16 protein-coding genes, 1 tRNA gene and 1 pseudogene are annotated in these 13,679 nt (G+C 63.6%); 9 read left to right on the top strand and 9 right to left on the bottom strand.

Annotated features, from left to right (window positions below; genetic code table 11):
• Positions 1-19 precede the first annotated feature (19 nt).
• From gor to rpiA, 3 genes are all read right to left on the bottom strand, one after another.
• The gene (gor, locus tag FJ428_RS16485; protein WP_140879796.1) at positions 20-1,411 is read right to left on the bottom strand and encodes a glutathione-disulfide reductase; all 1,392 of its coding nucleotides are present in this window, start codon (positions 1,409-1,411) and stop codon (positions 20-22) included.
• A gap of 118 nt (positions 1,412-1,529) precedes the next feature.
• Positions 1,530-2,126 carry a DUF2059 domain-containing protein gene (locus FJ428_RS16480; RefSeq protein ID WP_140515392.1) on the bottom strand — a complete coding sequence of 199 codons (597 nt, stop codon included), beginning with the start codon at positions 2,124-2,126 and terminating at the stop codon, positions 1,530-1,532.
• A gap of 22 nt (positions 2,127-2,148) precedes the next feature.
• The gene (gene rpiA, locus FJ428_RS16475) at positions 2,149-2,844 is read right to left on the bottom strand and encodes a ribose-5-phosphate isomerase RpiA (RefSeq protein WP_140879795.1); all 696 of its coding nucleotides are present in this window, start codon (positions 2,842-2,844) and stop codon (positions 2,149-2,151) included.
• A 387-nt stretch (positions 2,845-3,231) separates the two neighbouring features.
• Here rpiA and FJ428_RS16470 point away from each other — a divergent pair, with 387 nt between their 5' ends.
• The 3 genes from FJ428_RS16470 to FJ428_RS30290 all read left to right on the top strand — a co-directional run bounded on the left by FJ428_RS16470 (position 3,232) and on the right by FJ428_RS30290 (position 4,734).
• A complete protein-coding gene (locus FJ428_RS16470) occupies positions 3,232-3,915 on the top strand; it encodes a phosphoglycolate phosphatase (RefSeq protein ID WP_140498617.1) in 684 nt (227 codons plus the stop codon).
• 374 nt (positions 3,916-4,289) lie between these two features.
• Positions 4,290-4,364, top strand: a tRNA-Val gene (locus FJ428_RS16465).
• Between the two features lie 196 nt (positions 4,365-4,560).
• A complete protein-coding gene (locus FJ428_RS30290) occupies positions 4,561-4,734 on the top strand; it encodes a hypothetical protein (protein ID WP_181165341.1) in 174 nt (57 codons plus the stop codon).
• Positions 4,735-4,764: 30 nt separating this feature from the next.
• Here FJ428_RS30290 and FJ428_RS16460 read toward each other — a convergent pair.
• Positions 4,765-4,925 (bottom strand): annotated as a pseudogene (locus FJ428_RS16460) (glutathione S-transferase N-terminal domain-containing protein); the annotation flags it as partial.
• Positions 4,926-5,039: 114 nt separating this feature from the next.
• Here FJ428_RS16460 and FJ428_RS16455 point away from each other — a divergent pair.
• Both FJ428_RS16455 and FJ428_RS16450 read left to right on the top strand, forming a co-directional pair.
• Positions 5,040-5,297, top strand: coding sequence for a PepSY domain-containing protein (locus tag FJ428_RS16455; protein ID WP_140879794.1), 258 nt, complete (start codon positions 5,040-5,042; stop codon positions 5,295-5,297).
• Between the two features lie 161 nt (positions 5,298-5,458).
• Positions 5,459-5,935, top strand: coding sequence for a hypothetical protein (locus tag FJ428_RS16450; protein WP_140584420.1), 477 nt, complete (start codon positions 5,459-5,461; stop codon positions 5,933-5,935).
• A gap of 4 nt (positions 5,936-5,939) precedes the next feature.
• On the opposite strand, the gene FJ428_RS16445 is transcribed toward FJ428_RS16450, so the two are convergent.
• Together FJ428_RS16445 and FJ428_RS16440 are read right to left on the bottom strand one after the other, a co-directional pair.
• Positions 5,940-7,835, bottom strand: coding sequence for a murein L,D-transpeptidase (locus FJ428_RS16445; protein WP_140584421.1), 1,896 nt, complete (start codon positions 7,833-7,835; stop codon positions 5,940-5,942).
• A gap of 210 nt (positions 7,836-8,045) precedes the next feature.
• On the bottom strand, positions 8,046-8,792 hold the full coding sequence (locus FJ428_RS16440; RefSeq protein WP_140879793.1) for an SDR family oxidoreductase: 747 nt from the start codon (positions 8,790-8,792) through the stop codon (positions 8,046-8,048).
• Between the two features lie 97 nt (positions 8,793-8,889).
• Between FJ428_RS16440 and FJ428_RS16435 the strand changes: the two genes are divergently transcribed.
• Together FJ428_RS16435 and FJ428_RS16430 are read left to right on the top strand one after the other, a co-directional pair.
• Complete coding sequence (locus FJ428_RS16435; RefSeq protein WP_140879837.1) at positions 8,890-9,504, top strand: TetR/AcrR family transcriptional regulator; 615 nt, start codon at positions 8,890-8,892, stop codon at positions 9,502-9,504.
• A gap of 72 nt (positions 9,505-9,576) precedes the next feature.
• Positions 9,577-9,978 (top strand): rhodanese-like domain-containing protein, encoded by a 402-nt coding sequence (locus tag FJ428_RS16430; RefSeq protein WP_140548470.1) that lies wholly within the window; start codon positions 9,577-9,579, stop codon positions 9,976-9,978.
• Positions 9,979-9,985: 7 nt separating this feature from the next.
• Here the strand turns inward: FJ428_RS16430 and FJ428_RS16425 are convergent, their stop codons facing one another.
• The gene (locus FJ428_RS16425; protein ID WP_140879792.1) at positions 9,986-10,897 is read right to left on the bottom strand and encodes an alpha/beta fold hydrolase; all 912 of its coding nucleotides are present in this window, start codon (positions 10,895-10,897) and stop codon (positions 9,986-9,988) included.
• Positions 10,898-10,944: 47 nt separating this feature from the next.
• On the opposite strand from FJ428_RS16425, the gene FJ428_RS16420 reads away from it, so the two are divergent.
• Positions 10,945-11,397 carry a MarR family transcriptional regulator gene (locus FJ428_RS16420; protein WP_140548466.1) on the top strand — a complete coding sequence of 151 codons (453 nt, stop codon included), beginning with the start codon at positions 10,945-10,947 and terminating at the stop codon, positions 11,395-11,397.
• A 21-nt stretch (positions 11,398-11,418) separates the two neighbouring features.
• Here the strand turns inward: FJ428_RS16420 and FJ428_RS16415 are convergent, their stop codons facing one another.
• Positions 11,419-12,030, bottom strand: coding sequence for a pyridoxamine 5'-phosphate oxidase family protein (locus FJ428_RS16415; protein ID WP_140648949.1), 612 nt, complete (start codon positions 12,028-12,030; stop codon positions 11,419-11,421).
• A 63-nt stretch (positions 12,031-12,093) separates the two neighbouring features.
• Positions 12,094-12,447 carry a DUF971 domain-containing protein gene (locus tag FJ428_RS16410; protein ID WP_140561222.1) on the bottom strand — a complete coding sequence of 118 codons (354 nt, stop codon included), beginning with the start codon at positions 12,445-12,447 and terminating at the stop codon, positions 12,094-12,096.
• A gap of 197 nt (positions 12,448-12,644) precedes the next feature.
• Between FJ428_RS16410 and moaA the strand changes: the two genes are divergently transcribed.
• Entirely contained in the window at positions 12,645-13,640 is a 996-nt protein-coding gene (gene moaA / locus FJ428_RS16405; RefSeq protein ID WP_140515385.1) for a GTP 3',8-cyclase MoaA, read from the top strand.
• The last annotated feature ends 39 nt before the right edge of the window (positions 13,641-13,679 follow it).

Below are 13,679 nucleotides of genomic sequence, written 5' to 3'. Positions count from 1 at the left end.
GCCGCGGCGCGTTTGTCCGTCAGCCTACGCGCTCGCCATCCTTCACTCGGTAAGTCGGCTTGTACATGGTCACAAGCTCTTCCGCGGCCGTCGGATGCACGGCCATGGTGCGGTCGAAATCATCCTTGACCAGCCCGGCCTTCAGCGGAATGGCGAGAAGCTGCGCCATCTCGCCGGCATCCGGCCCCAATATGTGCGCGCCGAGTACCTTCTTAGACGCGCCATCGACCACCAGCTTCATCAGCATCTTTTCGTCGCGGCCGGACAAGGTGTGCCGCATCGGACGGAATGCCGCGCGATAGATCTCGATGTCGGGGAAGCGCTTGACCGCCTCGTCTTCCGACAGGCCGACCGTGCCGATCTCCGGCTGCGAGAACACGGCGGTGGCGATCGTGTCGTGGTCGGGCGCGGTCGGGTTGCCCTTGAAGGCGGTCTCGACGAAGCACATCGCCTCGTGGATCGCCACCGGCGTCAGTTGCACGCGATTGGTGACGTCGCCGATCGCCCAGATGTTTTCGACGTTGGTGCGGGAGTACGCGTCGACCTGGATCGCGCCGGTCGCGGTCATCTCGATGCCGATGCCTTCCAGTCCCATATTCTCGGTGTTGGGGATGCGGCCGATGGCGAGCATCACCTGGTCGACCGTCAGCGTCTGGCCGCCGGTGAGCAACGCGTCGAGCCGGCCGTCCGGCCGTTTGCGGATCCATTCCGAGACGGCATGGCAAAGGATCTTGATCCCCTTCTTCTCCATCGTTTCGTGCAGCATGCGCCGCAGGTCCATATCGAAGCGGCTGAGGATCTCCTTGCCGCGATAGACCAGCGTGGTGTCGACGCCCAGGCCATGGAAGATGTTGGCGAATTCGACCGCGATATAGCCGCCGCCTTCGATCATGATCGACTTGGGCAACTGCTTGAGGTCGAAGGCCTCGTTGGAGAAGATGCAGTGTTCGTGGCCGGGCAATGCCGGGTGCGGCGCCGGACGGCCGCCGGTGGCGATCAGGATCTGGTCGGCGGTGACGGTACGGTCCTGGTCCAGAAGATGCACCACATGCGGGTCGACGATCATGGCGCGCGTGTGAAAGGCCTCGCCGCCGGCGCCCTCGACGTTCCTCTTGTAGATCGCCTCCAGACGGCTGATCTCGCGGTCCTTGTTGGCGACCAGCGTGGGCCAGTCGAAACTGGCTTCCGGCACCGTCCAGCCATAGCCGGCGGCATCGGCGAAATGCTCGGGAAATTGCGAAGCATAGACATAGAGCTTCTTCGGTACGCAGCCTCTGATGACGCAGGTGCCGCCGAAGCGATATTCCTCGGCGATGCCGACGCGCTTGCCGAGCGCTGCGGCGACGCGCGCCGCCCTCACCCCGCCCGAACCGCCGCCGATAACGAAAAGATCGTAGTCGTAACCGGCCATTGCGCGGCTCCTTGAGCTTCGGAAAATGTGAGTGACAGGTAGGCCGCAAACCATCAAAAGAAAAGCCCGGACGAGCCGGGCTTCACAGATGGCCGCAGGGCCGTTTGGAATGGCAGGATCAGTTCTGCGTGTCGTCGGCAGGGGCCGATCCATCGGCAGGCGCGGCGCCATCGGCGGGCGCGGCCGCATTAGCAGGCGCTGCCGGCGCTTTCGCCTTGGCCGCCGCGGCCAGCGTTTCACCGACCTGCTGGGCGAGGTCACGAGCAAGCCCGTTCTGCCAGATATCGGCGGCCTTCACCAGGTCGCGCGTCACGGCCGGGCCGCTCTCGAGGAGCTTCTTGCCGGAGTCCGAATTGTAGAAGGTCGCGATGTCGTTGAGTTCCTGTTCGGAAAACACCTTCGCATAGGCAAGGGCCGCTTCCTTCTCCAGGTCGGCCCGGCGCGAGGCAAGCGCCAGCGCCTTCTCGCTGATCGTCTTGGCGATCAGCTCCTGCATGTCGGGGTTCTTTTGGATGAGCTGCGATTCGAGGGCGGCGGCGGCCTGCGGCAGGATGTTGTCGAACGGGTCGGTCGCATGGATCGCGGTGACCGCGGCGCGCGCCGCCTTCAGGTGTGCTTCCGTGACGTCCTGCGAGAACGCCGGCGAAGAGAAGGCGAAGACGGCCGATGCCGCCAGAAGGACGGACAAGCGGCGAACCCGGTTATGCAACATCATGGTCGATAGAACTCCCTGTTTTTCAGGCGGCATGGACGGTTTGGATGCCATCGCCCCCGGCGATGATGGCCGCTGACGCCAGCCCGATGAAAAGACCGTGCTCGACCACGCCGGGAATGGCGTGGAGAGCATTCGATAGCGCTCTTGTATCCGGAATGCGGCCAAAAGATGCATCGAGGATAAAGTGGCCGCCGTCTGTAACAAAAGCCTGGCCGCCCGTCATCCTCAATGTAACCGGACCGGAAAGGCCGAGCCTTGCAGCCGCCTTCCCGATCGCGATTTCGGTTGCGCGCAGGCCGAACGGGTTGACCTCGATGGGCAATGGAAAACGGCCGAGCGTCTCGACCATCTTGGAGCGATCGGCGATGACGATCATGCGAGCGGAAGCCGCCGCGACGATCTTCTCGCGCAGCAATGCGCCGCCGCCGCCCTTGATCAGCGTTAGTGCGGGGTCGACTTCGTCGGCGCCGTCCACGGTGAGATCGAGTTCCGGCGTGTCCTTCAGTGTCGACAGCGGCACCCCAAGCTCGCGGCACAGCGAGGCGGTGCGCTCGGACGTCGGCACGCCGATGATGGTCAGGCCGGTGGCCACCTTGTCGGCAAGCAGCCGCACGAACTCGTCGGCGGTGGTGCCGGTGCCGATGCCGAGCCGCATGCCGTCGGTGACATGGGCAAGGGCCGCCCGCGCGGCTTCGACCTTCAACTGTCTTGCATCCATGCCGCTTTTACCGCCCCGGAACCTGGTGTTTGCGGCTCCTACCATTTTTGCCGGTCCGGTCAAAGCCCTTGCAGCGGCGTAGGTTGATGACGGTCGGCCTCCCGTCAATGGTGTGCCCGCGCGGTCAGCGAGCGATGCGCGGGCAACGTTAATAGGAATTTTTTCTTATATGCCATTGACTGGGTGAAGGCAGTTATGCTACATATTTGCCTATGGTGCAGATTTGCGCCGGGACCCGCCGCACTGGCGGGTTTTTTCATGGCTGGCGGTTCGTCGCGAATGCCCGGTCCGGGGAGCTTGCTTGCCTGAACGAGCCTGCCCGGCGCTTGCCTTGACGCGCCGCAGCCTTTATCGCCTGCCCATTGCATAAACTACCCAGGATGGATCATGACCCGCCCGATCATCGTGTTTGACCTCGACGGTACGCTGATCGACACAGCGCCGGACCTGCTCGACAGCCTTAACCACAGCCTTGCCGCCAGCGCGCTCGCGGCCGTCGACGAAGCCGGCTTCAGGCGCTTCGTCGGCCATGGCGGCCGCGTCATGATCGAGCGGGCGCACGCCGCGCAGCAGCGGTCGCTCGATGTCGCCGAACACGACCGGCTGCTGAAACTGTTCCTCGACCACTACACCCTCAACATTCCCGGCAAGTCCCGCCCCTACCCCGGCGTCCTCGAGGCGATCGCCCGCTTCGAGAAGGCAGGCTATCTCCTGGCCGTCTGCACCAACAAATACGAGGCCAACTCGCTGGCGCTGATCGAGGCGCTCGGCCTGACCAAACACTTCGCGGCGATTGCCGGACAGGATACCTTCGCCTTCCGCAAACCCGACCCGCGTCACCTCACCGAAACCATCAAGCGCGCCGGCGGCGACCCGCACCGAGCTTTGATGGTCGGCGATTCGCAGACCGACATCGACACTGCGAAAGCCGCCGGCATCCCAGTGGTGGCCGTCGACTTCGGCTACACCGACCGCCACGTGCGCGAATTCGAGCCCTCGGCGGTAATCTCGCATTTCGACGCGCTGACGCTGGACCTGGCTGAGCGGCTGATCGCCGCGGCGCAACATTGAACGGATAGCGGGCGGCCGGGACAGGTTCAATGACAGTTTCCTGTTTGCGGCGGATGCCTCTAATGATCGAAGTCGGCGCCGCCCCTCATCGCCCTGCCGGGCATTTCTCCCCGCACAGAGACGGGGAGAAGGGTCTGGCCGGAACGCTGGCGCCTCCATTGCAACGTTAAAAATTGGCGAAAACGGCGACACAGCCCCCTCTCCCCGTCTATACGGGGAGAGGATGCCGGCAGGCAGGTGAGGGGCGGCGCCGGCGCTTGAAAGAGTATGACGAAACCTGAAGCGATTGCCCCTGTGAGAACGCCGGACACCGCCTTGACTTCCCGCACCGCCCTCCCTTATATCGCGGCTCGCTTGGCCTTCGGGCAACGAGCGGGCGATTAGCTCAGCGGGAGAGCACACCCTTCACACGGGTGGGGTCGCAGGTTCAATCCCTGCATCGCCCACCATCCAACTAAACTGATTTGTTGGATGACTAGGCCCCTCCACTTTGTCCAAAAAAGCTACTGGCGCGTAGGCCAAACAGCTTGGCGCCTCGCCCTTATTGATTTTGGGTTTCCGTCACCATCTGTCGGTTTGTTTGTATGCAAATCAGTTGGGCGACGCTATGGTAGCTTCCTCAACGTCAGATTCTCGGGGGAGAACATGGCAGAACACGCCGTTGAAATCGTCAGGGAAAAGTCGTGGTCGGTTCGCGTGACCGTCAATGGCGTCACCACCACCGTCCCATTCTCAGCCGAAAGTTATGCGCGCTCATACGCCGACGGTCAGGCGTTCCGGCTGGGTGTGCAGGTGGCAGAGCTTAAGCGGTCAGCCTGACGCGTGGGGGTTGAGAAGCCCTCCGAAAGATTGCAGGTAGGCGACGAAAGCCGGATCATGTGGGGCGACGGCGAGCGGGCTCGGCCCGTGCGGGCGAGCAGGTATTCGAGAATCGCGATCGATTCGACCATGATCATCTCGCCGTCTTGTAGCGCCGGGACAAAGCCGGCGGGGTTGATTGCAAGAAAATCGGGAATTGCTCGAGGGCAGTCACAAAGCCGATGCATAGCCTGGCCATCCATCCCGCCTGGGGAACAAACCTCCCCATCACTGAGTTTCCCCCTGTCGAAACTTGAGGGAAAACCATGACCAGATTTCTCGTGGCGACAAGCGTCGCCGTTCTTCTCGGCTCCGGCCCGGTTCTGGCGGCCGACGAAAAACCGCTGCCGCCGTCCAATGCCAAGAAATTGTCTGACATCATCGCCAAGGTCGAGCAGCGCGATGGCTTCCGCTATGTCCAGGAGGTCGACTGGGATGATGGCGCCTATACCGTCACCTACTACACCGCCGACAAGGCGAAGGTCGAAATCACCTATGATCCGGTGACGGCCGAGCCCAGATAGCTTCGTCAGGAGAAACTTGCGGGGCGGGCAACCCGTTCTACGATCCCTCCCGCGGTGATCACCGGTTCCCATCTGAAAATGCCGAGCCTGCGGCGTGAGCCCGCCCTTGCGCCAATGCACCTTTGATGGCTGATTACAGCGGAGCTTCACGGGGGGTATGCATGGCGACGGCCAGGCATGTGTTGAAACGTATCTTGATGGTGCTTGCCGGCTATCTCGTCGCCGCGCTGGTCGGTCTGATCGCCGTTGTCGCGATCTATGCCGTGCTGAGCTCCCTACCCAATGCGCCCCGGTATTTCGACCTCATGGGCGTCTCGCCGATCGCGGCGCTGGTGGTGCCGCCGGTCGGCATGTTCATCTATTTCCTGACGATCGTGCTGACCGGGGTGCAGACATTGGTGTTCGCATTGATCGCCGAATGCTTCTCGTTGCGCGGCTTCTGGCTCCACATGCTCTTCGGCGGGGCGGCGGCGGTCGGCGGCTTTGCCCTGATCTGGCCGAGCGCGCTCGAGGACATGGCCCCGGAGCGCTGGGCCGACATCGGCATCATCGCCGCTGCAGGCCTGGTCGCCGGGCTTGTCTACTGGCTGATCGCAGGGCGCGACGCCGGTTTCCGGCGACCGCTCTCGGCCCGCTGAATTCTCAGCTCGACGGCGAGCGTGCTGCTTCGGTAGCGTCCAGGGCTTGCTTCAACCGCGTGTCCCGGTCGTAGACGTCGTTGAAGTATTCGACCTTGCCGGACATGTCGGGCCATGCGGTGAAATAGGCGACATAGACCGGAATCGTGCGCGTCACATTCTCGGTCGCGTGCCCGTGCTTCAGCTTCTCGGCGATGTAGTCGACCGACGTGCCCAGCACCGCAGCCGCCATGCCGCGCGGGTCCTGCAACCGCACGCAGCCGTGGCTGAGCGCACGCATATCGCGCTGGAAGAACGACTTCTGCGGCGTGTCGTGCATGTAGATGGCGTGCTTGTTGGGGAACAGGATCTTCAATTCGCCCAGCGCATTGGCCTCGCTCGGGAGTTGGCGCACGCTGTAGGGGATGTTCGCGCCATAGCCGCCCCAGTTGACCGCCGAGGACGGAATGCGCTTGCCGCGCGAATCGGTCACCTCATAGCCGGCCCGGTCGAGATAACCCGGATCGCTGCGCAATCTCGGCAGCATTTCGTTGACGATGATCGACTGCGGCACCCCCCAATAGGGATGGAAGTCGACCTGCTTGATCTGGTCGTAGAAGAAGGCGGTCTGGTTGGTGGTCCTGCCGATGACCGCACGGGTTTTCAGCTTTTCCTCGCCATTGTCGATGTAGCTCGCCGTGAAGGCCGGCTGGTTGATGAACACACGCGGGCTGCCGAGGTCGGATGGCAGCCAGCGCAGTTCTTCCAGCGCCACCTGTACCTTGAGCAGCCGGTCGGCCTTGGACGTTCCGGCCAGCGACGCGACGGTGCGCGGTCCGATGACGCCGTCGCCCTTCATGCCTGCCTTTTGCTGCACCGCCTTGATGACCGGGACCAGCTCAGGGAGGTAGACGTCGCTGGTGGCGAGCCGCGACAGCACTTCGCCGTAGGCGCCGCCCATCTCGTCGTCGAGATTGCGCGCGATCAGGCTCAGCAGCTTGGGAAGCTCGGGACTGGTTTCGCCCGGCTTCAGCAACAGCTTGGGATCGACGACGATCTCGTTTTCGGCGCTCGCTTGCAGCGACTCCAGCTCGACGCGCAGCGCCTGGTACTCCGGGTTCTGCGGATGCCGCGATTCGAGATAGGTGCGCACTTCCTGGGTGTGCGCCAGCGTCTTCAAAACGCCTTCCATGTCGAGCGGCTTGGCGGGGAAATCATAGTAGCCGGTCATGCGGTTGGGTTCGACGCGGCCGCTTTGGGCATCATGGACATAGCGAAGCACGCGAGCCGACAGCGCCATTTCGAAGCGCACGAACTCCTTCAAACGTGCAGCGGCGTCACCAGTCGACGCAGCGGCGGTCGGCACGTCGACCGTGTAGTCGGACGGTGCCAGGCCGTAGCTCGCCGCCTCGCCAAGCACCCGCACCGCGTCCTGTGCGCGGCTGTTGGCGTTGGCTCCGGTCACCCAGATGAAATCCGGATTGGCCGAATAATAGGCGATCAGCGCCTTGGCGATATCCGGCTCCGCATAGAGCTCGTAGTCGCTCAGTCCGGCGATTGCCTCGCGAAAGGCGTTGCCGGTGGCTGAGGGCACGAAGGCGGCGTCCTGCGGCGTCGCCGGCTGCGGCGCTGCCGTAAGCGCCGAGAAGTCGACGCGCACGAGCTTGTCGGCTTTGTAGGTGTAGTAGGAAGGGCTGCTGATCTTCACGCTGCCGCCGCCACCACCGCCGGCGGATACGTTGGGGTTCGGCTTGCGCCTTGGTGGCGGAGGAGGAAACTCACCTCGCGGCTCGTGCCTTACGCCGCCGCCGAAAAGCATGTCGAAAAGCCCCTGCGCGCCTGCTTGCGGCGTTCCCAGGGCCAGCGTCGCCACGAGCGCTGCAAGCGGCAACGCGGTAGCTTTGTTTCCCGGCAATTTCATGGTCACCCGCTCCAGCCGCAACCGGCTCCGTTCCGCACGCTCGTGCGTCTTGCCCACCGCATGGCGGATGTAAGACGCGACTATACCGATTCATACCGATTTCGTTAAGCTTTCATAAATTTTGGGGCAGCTGTGGCAGAACGGTTTCACAACATCGTGACGGCCGGAGCGGACACAATCCGCTCCGGCCGTCGAAGCGGGCGGGCGTCGTCAGGCGTTGGCGCCGCCATCGATGGTCAGCGCGGCGCCGGTCACAAAGCGCCCCTCGGGACCGGCCAGCCAGGCGACCATGCCTGCGACCTCATCGGCGTCGCCGAAACGCGGTGTGGCCATTTTTTCCCGCTGATGCTCGGCATGCGGACCGCTTGCCGGATTCATGTCAGTGTCCGTCGAGCCCGGATGGACGATATTGGCGGTAATGCCGCGCGCACCGAGGTCACGTGCCAGGGCTTTGGTCAGTCCGACCAGCGCCGCCTTGCTCGCGGAATAGGCACTGAGGCTTGTGTCGGTCACACGCTCCGCCAGATTGCTGCCGATGGAGATGATCCTGCCGCCCTTGCCCATATGCGCCACCGCGGCCTTGGAGGCGACGAACGGCGCTCTCAGGTTGACCTCCATGGTTTCATCGAAGTCGGCGAGCGACAGGGTGTCGATGGGCGCGGCGCGCCAGATGCCCGCGCTGTTGACCAATATGTCGAGCCGTCCGAAGGCAGAAGCAACATCGTCGACCGCCCTCGCGACCGCCGCGGCGTCGCGGTTGTCGGCCTTGATGGCGATGGCGCGTCCGCCCTTGGCCTCGATCTCGCCGACCACCGCACGGGCCTGCTCCTCGCCATTGACATAGGTCAGTGCCACGCTGGCGCCGTCTGCCGCGAGCTTGCGAGCGATCGCTGCGCCGATGCCGCGGCTGCCGCCGGTGACGAGCGCGGCCTTGCCGCTCAAACGATTCGATGACATCGATTTCTCCTTTTGTAACGATCGATACAGAAATAGATGTCAGGCTTGTCCGGCCCCGTCAACTGAATTATGTATCGATCAGCACAGAAAGAGCATGATGCCGGAACGAGGCCGCCCCCGCACCTTCGACAGAACCGCCGCCCTGCGGCGCGCGATGGAGGTGTTCTGGGTCAAGGGCTATGAAGGCACGTCGATAAGCGACCTGACCCGGGCGATGGGCATCAATTCGCCAAGCCTTTACGCGGCTTTCGGCAGCAAGGAAGCGCTCTTCCTCGAGGCGACCGAGTTTTACACGCAGGCCGAAGGCACGGACATCTGGACCGCGCTGGACGAGGCGCCAACGGCACGTGAGGCGATCGAGGCTTTCCTGCGTCAGACCGCCAAGGCCTATTCGCAGACCGACCGCCCGCAAGGATGCCTGGTCACGCTCGGCGCGTTGCATCAGGACAGCTCGCGCGGCGCCATCTGCAACGACCTGCGCCGTCGGCGCGCCGAAAACCACGCAGCCTTGCAGAGGCGGTTGGAGCGTGGCGTGGCCGAGGGCGAATTGCCGAGGAGTTTCGACTGCGAAGCCGCCGCGACCTTTTTCGCCACGGTTCAACACGGCATGTCGATCCAGGCGCGCGACGGTGCTTCGCATGCGGCTCTGCTGGCGACCGTGGAGGGGGCAATGGCGGCCTGGAAGACGATGGCCGGTACCGACGCGGGATGACAAATGCCGGGCGTTGTGCTCGAAATCCGAACGGACGGAGCGCCAGTCTAAACGGGCCGGGAGGATCGGACGGTGAAAAAGGGTTATCGCGAACTGCTGGACGAGGCGAATGCCGAGATCGAAGTGCTTTCGCCCGAGGAAGCGGCAGCCCTGATCGAGGACGAAGGCACCATCTTTGTCGACCTGCGAGATCCTCGCGAGATTGAACGCGACGGCAGGATTCCCGGCGCCAAACATGTCACCCGTGGCATGCTGGAATTCTGGATCGATCCCGAGAGCCCTTACCACAAGCCGTTCTTCGCGTCGGGAAAGAGCTTCGTCTTCTTCTGCGCCGGCGGCTGGCGTTCGGCGCTCGCCACCAAGACCGCGCAGGACATGGGGCTGTCGCCCGTCAAGCATATCCTTGGCGGCTACACCGCCTGGAAGGCGGCCGGACTGCCGGTGGAACCCGGCGAGAAGAAGAAACAGCCCTGATTGCGGTTCAATGGAGCAGCGACGGCTCCCGGTGCGCGGCCACGAAGCTGACGGCGCGTTCCACCACGCCCTTGTCCGCCAGGATGCGGCGATGGCCGAGCCCTTCGGCCCAGTGGAGCAACACATGGTCACCGGCGCCGGCATAACGCCAGGCATGATCGGCCGAGACTTCGCGATCGTCGGGTGCGTGGATGACCAGCGTCGGCACCGGCGCCTGGGCAAGCTGGCGATCGCCGGTGAATTCGTGCAGCGGCCGGCCGGAAAGATGTTCGACACGGTCCGCCATGGCGGCCTGCGAGCGCGGACCGACATTGAGCATGCGACTGAAGTCGGCGAAGATGGCCGGCAATGAACTGGGCGCGGCGATCAGCACCAGGCGCCCGGCCGCCAGCGGCGCAATGTTCCTGATCGATCCGGCGATTGCATTAGCGGCGACGGCGCCGCCGAAGGAATGACCGACCACCGCCGCGAACGGGCCGAACCATTCGCCCGCGATTCGCACCGCATCCACGGCATTGACCATGTTCAACCGCCGGCCATGCGATTGGCCGTGGCAGGGAAGGTCGAGCGAGACGACCCTGTAGCCGGCGGCGCGGTAGCCCTCGATCAGCATGCGCATATATTCGGTGCGCGAGCGCCACCCATGAACGACGAGAACCGTTCCGGCGGACGCCCTGCCCGGCTCCGGACGGAATTCATGCACCATGACGCAGCCGGATCCGGCTTTTAGCCGGTGATGCCGCGCTTCAGCCATGAAATCTGCCGCGCGGTCGACGGCACCGCGTTCGCCCTCGCTCAGCACCCTGGCGTTCGGCGTACGGCAGAACAGCTCGAATGCGGCGCGCCCAGTGAGGCGGGGGGCGACATGTTCGGCGGCCCCGAATACACCCCGGATGACCTTCAGTCCGAATGATGCCATAGTGGGAATCCATCCATACGTTCAAGCATGAACATAATAGTTCAAAGATGAACAATAAACAAGAGCTGCCTTGGGACAACCCGCGGTTTCGCAACTGGGTCGCGGTTGCGCGCGCCTGCCATGTGCTGGAGCGCACGCTTGCCGTGAAGCTGGCGCCGCTCGATCTGAAGCCCGCGCAGCTCGATGTGTTGATGAATCTCTACCGCCATCCCGGCATGTCGCAGCACGATCTCGCTCGCAAGCTGCTCGTCGGCCGCTCCAACATCACCATGCTGTTGCCGCAGCTTGAGGCTCGCGGCCTGCTGCGCCGCGAAGGCGACGAGAAGGACAAGCGCATACTGCGGCTGGCCCTCACCGAAGCCGGCGAGGCGCTGCTGATGCAGGCGCTGAAGGTGCACATGGCGCTGATCGAGAAAGCGATGAGCCAGTCGACGCCGGAGCAGTGCGACATGATCGGCGAGCAGATGCGCAAGATCTACGAGGTGTTGAAGGACGCCTGACCGCCATTGCGGTCCGGCGGATCACCACATCGTCTTTTTTGCCCGCTCCGGCCATTCCTTGTCATAGGTTTCGCCGTCGATGTTCCTGCGGCTGGTGATCTCCAGGATCTTTCCTGGCGTCGGCAGGGATTTCGGATCGACATGCCTTTCCGGGTTCCACAGTTCCGACCGCACGATGGCGCGGGCGCATTGGAAATAGACCGTATCGACATCGATGACGCTCACCGAGCGTGCCGGCCTGCCGTCGACCGTGAACGACGCGCAGAGCGCGGCATCCGTGGTGATGCGCGCGCGGCCGTTGATGCGCAGCGTCGTGCCGGAGCCCGGCACCAGGAACAGCAGCCCGACGCGGGGATCGCGAATGATGTTCTTCAGCGAATCGGCGCGGTTGTTGCCGCGCCGGTCCGGCATCATCAGGGTTTTCGGATCGACGATGCGCACGAAGCCGGCGAGATCGCCGCGCGGCGAGCAATCCAGCCCTTCCGGCCCGCTCGTCGCCAGCGCGACGAAGGGCGAGGCCTCGATGAAGGCGGCGTATTCGGGAATGACGTGGTCGAGTTCCTTGACCACCGAGGCTTCGCCGGGCAGGCCATAGAACGCTTCAAGCTGTTCGACGGTGGTTATGATGGACATTGTCTTGTCTCCCGATCCGCCGCCCCTACTCCCGCTCCATGACATCTTGACGACGCCCGCCGGCTAACGGTCGCGGCTGAGACCCTTTTGTGCCAGCTCGGCAAGATAGGCATTCCAGCGCGCATCCTTCTCGTGGCCCAGCGTGTGCAGGTAATTCCAGGTGAAGATGCCGGTGTCATGGAAATCATCGAAGGTTATGCGGACCGCGTAGTTGCCGACCGGTTCAATTTTGAGGATGGTGACATCGCGCTTGCCCGGAACGGTCACCCGCTGGTCCGGCGAATGGCCCTGCACCTCGGCCGACGGCGAGGCGACGCGCAGCAGCTCGGCCGGCAGCTCGAATGGCTGGTGGCCGGGAAAGGTCACGGAGAGCAGTTTGCGGTCTTTGGAGACCCGCAGTTCCTTCGGCGCCGTCATGGTGTTTTTCCGTTTCGAACCACCCTTCCCTACGCCGCTTCGCCGGATTGGAAAAGCCCGTACCAGGCAGCCGACATCCGGTGTCGGTCAGGGAATGTTACCAAAGATCGAGAGCGGCTATCTTGAACGACAGGCCGGATCGTATCACATAGCGATATATAACGCCGTCGTTCACAGCCACGGGAAACGCTTCACGCATGGACATGATCGATCCTTTCGGCCGCACGATCAGCTACCTGCGCGTGTCGGTCACCGACCGCTGCGATTTCCGCTGCACCTATTGCATGGCCGAGGACATGGCTTTCCTGCCCAAGAAGGACCTGCTGTCGCTCGAGGAACTCGACCGGCTGTGCAGCGTCTTCATCGCAAAGGGCGTGCGCAAATTGCGTCTCACCGGCGGCGAGCCGCTGGTGCGCAAGAACATCATGCACCTGGTCCGTCAGCTGTCGCGTCATCTCGAAAGCGGCGCGCTGGAAGAACTGACGCTGACCACCAACGGCTCGCAGCTTTCGCGTTTTGCTGCCGAGCTCGCCGATTGCGGCGTCAAGCGCATCAATGTTTCGCTCGACACGCTTGATGCCGACAAGTTCCACGCAATCACCCGCTGGGGCCATCTCGGCAAGGTCATGGCCGGCATCGATGCGGCGCAGGCGGCGGGGCTGAAGATAAAGCTCAACGCCGTGGCGCTGAAGGATTTCAACGACGCCGAATTGCCTGAGATGATGCGCTGGGCGCATGGCCGCGGCATGGACCTGACCGTCATCGAAACCATGCCGATGGGCGAGATCGACGCCGACCGCACCGACCAGTACCTGCCGCTGTCGCTGCTGCGCGCCTCGCTGGAGCGCCAGTTCACGCTGACAGACGTCCCGTTCAAGACCGGCGGTCCGGCCCGCTATGTCCATGTCGCGGAAACCGGTGGCCGGCTCGGCTTCATCACGCCGATGACCCATAATTTTTGCGAGAGCTGCAACCGCGTCCGGCTGACCTGCACCGGCACGCTCTATATGTGCCTGGGCCAGGAGGATGCCGCCGATCTCAGGGAGCCGTTGCGTGCGTCCGAAGGCAACGATCTGGTCGGCGCGGCGATCGACGAGGCGATCGGGCGCAAGCCGAAAGGGCATGATTTCATCATCGACCGTCGCACCAGCCGCCCCTCCGTGTCGCGGCATATGAGCGTCACCGGCGGCTGATTTTCCCACGGATCTGGTGCAGGATCGCTTCCGGCTGAC

Origin of the sequence: Mesorhizobium sp. B2-8-1 (assembly GCF_006440955.1) — a bacterium.
GTDB lineage: Bacteria > Pseudomonadota > Alphaproteobacteria > Rhizobiales > Rhizobiaceae > Mesorhizobium.
This window is presented reverse-complemented; position numbering and strand designations above follow the sequence as displayed.